The 7,433-nt window shown below is 74.2% G+C and carries 7 protein-coding genes; 3 read left to right on the top strand and 4 right to left on the bottom strand.

The genetic code is table 11. The features are described 5' to 3' along the window. Window positions 1–151 precede the first annotated feature (151 nt). The 3 genes from ACFV8H_RS40865 to ACFV8H_RS40855 are packed head-to-tail and all read right to left on the bottom strand — an operon-like array spanning window position 152 to window position 2,849. On the bottom strand, window positions 152–739 hold the full coding sequence (locus tag ACFV8H_RS40865; RefSeq protein WP_380409789.1) for a cysteine dioxygenase: 588 nt from the start codon (window positions 737–739) through the stop codon (window positions 152–154). A gap of 2 nt (window positions 740–741) precedes the next feature. Then, window positions 742–2,490 carry a cation acetate symporter gene (locus ACFV8H_RS40860; RefSeq protein ID WP_380409787.1) on the bottom strand — a complete coding sequence of 583 codons (1,749 nt, stop codon included), beginning with the start codon at window positions 2,488–2,490 and terminating at the stop codon, window positions 742–744. After that, on the bottom strand, window positions 2,487–2,849 hold the full coding sequence (locus ACFV8H_RS40855) for a DUF485 domain-containing protein (RefSeq protein WP_380409785.1): 363 nt from the start codon (window positions 2,847–2,849) through the stop codon (window positions 2,487–2,489). The genes ACFV8H_RS40860 and ACFV8H_RS40855 overlap by 4 nt, the downstream gene beginning before the upstream one ends. Window positions 2,850–2,951: 102 nt before the next feature. On the opposite strand from ACFV8H_RS40855, the gene ACFV8H_RS40850 reads away from it, so the two are divergent. Then, entirely contained in the window at window positions 2,952–3,872 is a 921-nt protein-coding gene (locus tag ACFV8H_RS40850; RefSeq protein WP_380409783.1) for a LysR family transcriptional regulator, read from the top strand. Window positions 3,873–3,900: 28 nt separating this feature from the next. Here the strand turns inward: ACFV8H_RS40850 and ACFV8H_RS40845 are convergent, their stop codons facing one another. Continuing rightward, window positions 3,901–4,968, bottom strand: coding sequence for a polyprenyl synthetase family protein (locus ACFV8H_RS40845; RefSeq protein ID WP_380409791.1), 1,068 nt, complete (start codon window positions 4,966–4,968; stop codon window positions 3,901–3,903). 301 nt (window positions 4,969–5,269) lie between these two features. Here ACFV8H_RS40845 and ACFV8H_RS40840 point away from each other — a divergent pair, with 301 nt between their 5' ends. Further along, the gene (locus ACFV8H_RS40840; protein WP_380409781.1) at window positions 5,270–7,141 is read left to right on the top strand and encodes an alpha/beta hydrolase family protein; all 1,872 of its coding nucleotides are present in this window, start codon (window positions 5,270–5,272) and stop codon (window positions 7,139–7,141) included. Next, window positions 7,138–7,299, top strand: coding sequence for a hypothetical protein (locus ACFV8H_RS40835; protein WP_380409779.1), 162 nt, complete (start codon window positions 7,138–7,140; stop codon window positions 7,297–7,299). The genes ACFV8H_RS40840 and ACFV8H_RS40835 overlap by 4 nt, the downstream gene beginning before the upstream one ends. The last annotated feature ends 134 nt before the right edge of the window (window positions 7,300–7,433 follow it).

Below are 7,433 nucleotides of genomic sequence, written 5' to 3'. Positions count from 1 at the left end.
ACCACTTCCACCGGCAATTCCTTCGAGTGGGGTTTCTGGGCGGGCGGGGGTGCCCGCCGCGGCCCCCGCCCCCCGGCGCACGGGCCCGGGCACGGGCACGGGCACGGGCACGGGCACGGGCACGGGCACGGGTCAGGGTGGGTCAGGGAGATCAGGGAGCGAGGACCTCCGGGCTCCGCCAGCTCACCGGGCGGGCCCCGTCCGGCGGGCGGTCCACGACCTCCTGTCCGAACACCCGGTTGATCGAGGTGCCCATGTTCTGCGAGATGTCCGTGCCGTAGACGTGCAGGGAGACCGCACGCCCGGTGCCGCCGTTGGACACCCGGTGGATGTCCTCGTCGGGCGGCACCAGGAACTGCACCCGGCCGGGTGAGCAGGTCGTCCGGGCGTACGGCGCCAGCACCTTGCGGCCGGACCTGGGGAGCCGCCACAGCCGGAAGGCCTCGTCCACCTCGATGCCCTCCAGCACGCCCGACACGCACCAGGCGACGTGGTCGTGGATCGGGGTCGACTGCCCGGGCAGCCAGGTCAGGGCGACCACGGAGTGGGTGCGTTCGGCGTGCAGCAGCCGCTGGCTGTAGCCCCCGGTGTCACCGGCGCACAGGTCCTCGGGGACGATCAGCCCGGCGCGCAGGTACTTGCGCAGGGTGTCCGCGGTGAGCTCCGCGGTCAGCACGTCGGCGGCGGCGTAGCGCGCGAGGTCGGCGAGGAACTCGTGGAGGTTGGATCCGGTGGCCACGGCTACCTCCCCACCCCGGTGAGCGCGCGGACCTCCAGCTCGGCGAAGCCGCGCCCGTCCGCGTCCTCGTCCCGGCGGCGGCGACCGCCGGCCAGCGAGCCGAGGACGGCGGCCGCGAACCCGATCGGGATGGAGAGGACGCCCGGGTTCTGCAGGGGCACCGGCGCCGTGGCGGTGCAGGAGATCAGCGCCGTGGCGTTGCCGACCCGCTTGTCCCCGGCGTCCACCCCGCAGTCCTTCGCCTGGGCGGCCGTCAGCTTCACGGCGGGGACGGTGCTGCTCGCGCCGCCCCAGCAGATCGGCGAGAGCAGCACCAGACCGATCGAGGCGACCAGCCCCGCGTAGATGCCGCACTTGGCGCCGAAGGTGGTGAAGCGCCTCCAGAACAGGGTCAGCAGGATCGCCGGCAGGTTGGCCGAGGCGGCGATGGCGAAGGCCAGGGCCACCAGGAACGCCACGTTGAGGTCCCTGGCGAAGATCGACAGGGCGGCCGCGACCGCGCCGATCACCACGGCGGCGACCTTCGCGGTGACCAGTTCCTGCCGCTCGGTGGCCCGGCCCTTGCGGATCACGCTGGCGTACAGGTCATGGGCGAAGGAGGACGAGGAGGTCAGGGTGAGCCCGGCGACCACCGCGAGGATGGTGGCGAAGGCCACCGCCGCGATGAAGGCCAGCATCAGGGAGCCCCCGGTGGTGCCCGCGCCCCCGCCGAGGTGCTCGGCCAGCAGGGTGGCGGCGGTGTTGCCGGACGGGTCCTTCGCCTTGATCGTCGCCGTGCCGACAAGCGCGGCCGCGCCGAAGCCGAGCACCAGGGTCATCAGGTAGAAGACCCCGATGATGCCGATCGCCCAGTTCACCGACTTCCGCGCGTCGCGGCCGGTCGGCACGGTGTAGAAGCGCACCAGCACGTGCGGCAGCGCCGCGGTGCCCAGTACCAGGGCCACGCCGAGGCTGACCAGGTCGAGCTTCGACCAGCCGTCCGTCGCCCCGTACTTGAGGCCGGGCCGCAGGAACGCCTCGCCCTTCTTCGACGCCGAGGCGGCGTCCCCCAGCAGGTGTCCGAGGTCGAAGCCGTACTTCGCCAGCACCCACACGGTCATCACGGCCGCGCCGGCGATCAGCAGCCCGGCCTTGACGATCTGCACCCAGGTGGTGCCCTTCATCCCGCCGACCACGACGTAGACGATCATCAGGGCGCCGACCCCGACGATGGTCCAGATCTGCGCGGAGGCGCCCTTGACGTCGAGCAGCTGGCCGACGATCGTCGCCGCGCCGACCATCTGCGCGATCAGGTAGAAGATCGACACCACGATGATCGACACCCCGGCCGCGGTCCGCATCGGCCCGCTGCGCAGCCGCGCCGCCAGCACGTCCGCCATGGTGAACCGGCCGGTGTTGCGCAGCAGTTCGGCCACCATCAGCAGCGCGACCAGCCAGGCCACCAGGAAGCCGATGGAGTAGAGGAAGCCGTCGTACCCGGAGAGCGCGATGATCCCCGCGATGCCGAGGAAGGACGCCGCGGACAGGTAGTCGCCCGAGATCGCGATGCCGTTCTGCAGCGCGGAGAACTGGCCGCCGCCGGTGTAGAAGCCGCCGGTGCCGCGGGTGCTCCGCCGCGCCCAGAGGGTGATCACCAGGGTCACCGCCACCAGGGCGACGAACAGGCCGACGGTCAGGCCCTGGTGCGAGGCCTCCTGCGCCGTGGTGGTGGCGGCGGTGGCGGGGGCGGCGAGTGGAAGGTGCGGTGTCATGCCCGGCTCCCCGTCGGCTCGTGCTCGTCGCCGGCCCGGGCGGCCGCCGTCCGGCGCAGCTCCTCGGCCAGCGGGTCCAGGCGCCGGGCGGCGAACCGGCCGTAGGCCAGGGCGATGCCGAAGGTGGAGGCGAACTGGAGCAGCCCGAAGACCAGCGCCACGTTGATGTTCCCGACGACCTCGGCCGCCATGAAGCCGCGGGCGTAGGCCGAGCAGAGCACGTACGCCAGGAACCAGAGCAGGAACGCCGCCGTCACCGGGAAGACGAACCTGCGGTATCTGGCGCGCAGGAGGGCGAAGCGCGGATCGTCGCCGATCCAGGGGGTGTCACCGCGCGACGGCGCGGCCGGGTCGATCATGGGAATCCTTCTGAGCGGTACGGAACGGGTCGAACGCGCCGACCGTAGGATCCCCCGGTAGACGAGCGATCAACGCGCGTCCGGCTCAGGGGGGATCCACCGGTGGACCTGCACACGCTCACCCAGTTCCTGGCGGTGGCGCGGCTGGAGCACCTGAGCCGGGCGGCACGGGAACTGCGCGTCGCCCAGCCGTCGTTGAGCCGCTCGGTCGCCCGGCTGGAGGCCGAACTGGGCACGCCGCTGTTCGAACGGGGCGGGCGGCTGCGGCTGAACGAGGCCGGCCACCTGTTCCGCGGCTACGTCGAGCGTGCCCTCGGCGAACTGGAGGCGGGCCGGCGGGCTGTGGCCGAGGCGACCGGGGAGGGCCTGGGCACGGTCCGGCTCGCCTCGGAGACCTTCCTGGCCTTCAGCGGCCCGCTCGCGGCGTTCAAACGCGCGCACCCCGGCGTGGAGATCGAACTGCACCAGCTGACCGCCGTCGAGATGGCCCGGCAGCTGCGGGCCCAGGACGTCGACCTGGCCGTCGCCTCCCAGCCGATCGCCGTCGAGGGCCTGGAGTCGGTCCGGCTCCTCGACGAGGAGGTGGGACTGGCCGTGCCGCTCGGCCACCCCCTGGCCGGACGCGCCTCGGTGGGCGTCGAGGAACTCGCCGACCAGCCCTTCATCGCCGCCCGCCCCGGGCACTGGCAGCGCCGGCTGCTGGACCGCCTGTTCGCCGGACAGGGCCTGGTGCCCCGGATCGTCTGCGAGGGCGACGAGGCCGGCGCCATCGCCGAACTGATCAGCGCGGGCCTGGGCATCGGCCTGGTTCCCGCCCTCGCCCGACGCACCGCCACCCGCCTCCCGCTGGCGTGGGTCGACGTCGACAGCCCCGACTGCCGACGCGCCCTCACCCTGCACTGGCCCCTCGGCGAACGCCTGCCCACCGCCGCCCGGCTGCTGCGCGACGCCGTCGCGGACTGGGACTGGACGACGGGCGAGGCCGGCGGGCCGGGGCTCGCGGGGGTTCCGGGGGTGTTCTGATCACGCCTCCGGGATCACGTTCCCGCCATCACGTTCCCGGGATCACGTTCGACAGCGGCAGGCCCTCGAAGAAGGCCACCGCCTCCTCCCGCCAGTACGGCCGCCAGCCCTGGGCTTCCGTACGGGCGGCGGCCGCGCAGCGGCGCATGTCGGCACGGAGCTTCCCGTCCACGCCCAGCAGCCGGGCCAGTTCGCGGACCCGCTCGACCGTGGCGGCCGGGCACCGCGGGTCGCCGAGCGCGGACTCCACCACGGCCCGCTGCCCCTCGTCCGCTGCGGCGAGCAGGGCGGTCACCGCGTAACTGCGGCGCCCCGCACGGAGGTCCACGCCGGTCGACTTGCCGGTGGCGTCCTCCTCCCCGAACAGGTCGAGGTAGTCGTCGCGCAGCTGGCCGCCGATGCCGACCAGGGTCGCGTACCGGCGCAGCCGCGCGTCGTGGCGGGCCACGTCCTCGCCGGCGGCCAGCAGCCCCAGCCGCAGCGGGGCGAGCACGGAGTACCGGGTGGACTTGTACTCGCAGACGGTGTGCAGGAACTCCTCGTCCGGGAGCGGCCGGAAGTCGCGTTCGAGGTCCACGATCTGGCCGGCGACCGTCTCGGCACCCGCGTTCAACTGGACCTCCAGCAGCGCCTGGCGCAGCTCGGCGGGTACGTCCGCCTCCAGCAGGACCCGCATCGCGAGGAAGGCGGCGAGGTCCCCGGCCAGGACGGCCAGGCCGAGCGCGGTCCGCTCGGAGTCCGGGAACTCCCGGCGGTAGGCGTAGTAGGTGGAGGGTCCGCCGCGGCGCACGGCCGCGTCGTCGATGATGTCGTCGTGGACGAGCCCGTGCGTCTGGAGCAGTTCGATGCTCAGCGCGGCCTCGGCCAGGCCAGGCACCGGGTCGGTGGTCACGAGTCGGGCGGCCTCGTAGAGCAGGGCGACCCGCAGGCGCTTGCCGCCGCGCAGCGAGAGCTCGCGCAGCAGCTCCAGGCAGCGCGGCGTGAAGCGGCTGAGCGGCGGGGTGTCGAGGCGCTGCGGCAGGGCGTCGAAGTAGGCCTCGAAGCGGAGGTCGAAGCGGCGCCGGTGTCCGGCGGCCCGTTCGCGGGCGGCTGCCATGATCGTCTCGTTCACGCCGCCCACCTTCGCATCCGCCCGGGCCCGCCCCCACCGCCGGGGTCGGCGCGGAGCGGCATGCGGGCGGCCGACGGATTCATCTCAGCTGCATTTCGGCCATCTGTGCGAAAGGTCTGGTCGTGACCGCGACACCCTCCTAGAGTGGCCGCGATCCTCCGCAAGTGACCGTTTCTTCACACTGGTTCACCTTGCCTTCACACCGGCGTGCCGGCTCCGGCACGTTCAGCGCGCTCCGTCCCACCGCTCCCACCGTTCCCGCCGTCGAACCGAAAGGGCCGGGTCCGTGACGCAGGCGTTCCAGTCCCCCGGCTTCGCCGCCCTGGCGGCCGACCGCGCGGTCGAGACGCGGCTCGTCGAGGAGCGCTGGCAGGCGGTCGCCTGGGACCGTCGGACGGACCGGCGCCGGGTGGTCACCGACCGGCCCGAAGGCGTCCACCTGAGCGAGATCGAACCGGACGGCGAGGCCATCTGGTGGTTCGACTCCGACGGCGCCGGGGAGGGCCGGTGGTGGCGCGAGCCGTTCACGGGCGGTGCGCGCGGCCCGGCCCTGCACGGCGTGCCGCCCGGCCGGGCCTACGGCGTGGCCTTCGACCGGACCGGCGCACTCGCGGCGGTGGCCGTGGGGACCGGCGACGCCTCGCACTGCTACGTCGGCCCGCCCGCGGGCGAGGCCCGGCCGATCGGTTCGGCGCCGGGGTACCTGGTCCTGGCCGACCTGTCACCGGACGGCCGGCTGCTCGCCCTCGCCGGACGCCCCGACGGTGACGACGCGGTACTCCTGTGGCCGACGGACAGCACGCAGCCCGGCACGCCGGACAGCGCATCGGAGGGTGCGACGCGGCTCGCCGGGAGCCCCCGACTACGGCTCTGGCCGATCGAGTTCAACCCCCTCGCCGTCCGCGAACCGGAGCTCCTCCTGGTGGTCGAGGAGGACGAGCGGTACTCCGTCGCGACCTGGCGGGCGGCCTCGGGCCTGCGAAGACACCCCGAGCTGTCCTTCGACTCGCAGATCTCGGCCGGCTGGTACGGGGGGCCGCACGGGGTGCTGATCCAGCACGAGCGGGCCGGGCGGAGCCGCCTGCTCCTCGCCGACCTCGGCCCACCGGTGGAACCGGCCCTGCCCGCGCCCGCCCGGGAGATCGGCACACCCGGCGGCACCATCCACGACCTGTCCTGCGCCCCGGACGGCACCCTGCACTGCGTCTGGAGCCGGGAGTCGACCCCGCCCCGCCCGCTGGTCCTGCGCCCGGGCACCGAGGAGCCGCACCACCCCGCCCCGGACCACGCCCCGGACCACGCTCCGGAGCCCGACGACGACACCCACCGCAGCAGACGGTGGACGCCCCGGCCGTACGGGCGGATCCACAGCTTCGTCACCACCCCGGCCGGCCACGGCCCCTGGCCGACCCTCTTCCTGGTCCACGGCGGCCCCGCCACCCACGACCGGGACTCCTACGACCCCCGGGTGAACGCCCTGGTGGGCCACGGCTACGCGGTGGTGCGCACCAACTACCGCGGCTCCACCGGCTACGGCCCCGGCTGGCAGCACGACTACGGCCACCGGGTCGGACTGGCCCAGATCGAGGACCTGGCCGCCGTCCGCGCCGAACTGGTCGCCGACGGTACGGCGCTCGCGGACCGCACCGGCCTCTGCGGATTCTCGTGGGGCGGCTACCTGACCCTCCTCGCGCTGGGCGCGCAGCCCGAGCTGTGGACGCTCGGCATGGCCGCCCAGCCGATCGCGGACTACCCCGCCACCTACCGCACCACCACCCCCGCCCTGCGCGAGGTCGACCGCCAGCTCTTCGGCGGGACCCCGGACGAGGTCCCCGAGCGCTACCGCGCCGCCGATCCGCGGTCGTACGTGCACCGGGTCCGCTCGCCCGTCCTGCTGGTCGCCTCGCGGACCGACGAGCGGTGCCCGCCCGAACAGGTCGCCGGGTACGCCGCGGACCTGCGCCGGCTGGCGGTGCCGCACGAACTGCTCTGGGTGGACGGCGGCCACTACAGCCGCCGGACCGCCGACCACCGATCGGTGCTGGAGGCGATGGTCCGCTTCGCCGGGCTCGCCTGGCCGGCACCGCTCCCCCGGACACCCCGGGGCGACCGCCCCGGGGCACCCACCGATCCGATGGAAGGAGGTGAACAGCCATGAAGCGACGCAGCATCCAGAACGACCCGATCGGCACCCCGGAGCGTGACCGGGGCGCCGTGGTGGTCCAGAACTTCTCGCTCGACATCACCAAGGCCGCAGCGGTCGCGCCTGCCCTCAAGGGGCAGCCGAAGCCGAAGCCGGAGACCAAGGTCAAGTGACCCACCGTCGTGGGGGGGGGGGCCGGCCGGGGGCCGGCCCCCCCCCCCCCCCCCCCCCCCCCCCCCCCCCCCCCCCCCCCCCCCCCCCCCCCCCCCCCGCACCCCCCCCCCGGAAGGGAAGAAAGCGCAGACAC

The sequence above is a fragment of the Kitasatospora sp. NPDC059827 genome (genome assembly GCF_042731675.1).
GTDB lineage: Bacteria > Actinomycetota > Actinomycetes > Streptomycetales > Streptomycetaceae > Kitasatospora.
The sequence above is the reverse complement of the archived record's forward strand: the minus strand, read 5'-3'. Positions and strand labels throughout refer to the sequence as shown.

Coding starts and splice junctions, on each gene's coding strand:
- ACFV8H_RS40860 (WP_380409787.1), bottom strand. CDS start 2,490: ATGACACCGCACCTTCCACTCGCCGCCCCCGCCACCGCCGCCACCACC.
- ACFV8H_RS40855 (WP_380409785.1), bottom strand. CDS start 2,849: ATGATCGACCCGGCCGCGCCGTCGCGCGGTGACACCCCCTGGATCGGC.
- ACFV8H_RS40845 (WP_380409791.1), bottom strand. CDS start 4,968: ATGGCAGCCGCCCGCGAACGGGCCGCCGGACACCGGCGCCGCTTCGAC.
- ACFV8H_RS40835 (WP_380409779.1), top strand. CDS start 7,138: ATGAAGCGACGCAGCATCCAGAACGACCCGATCGGCACCCCGGAGCGT.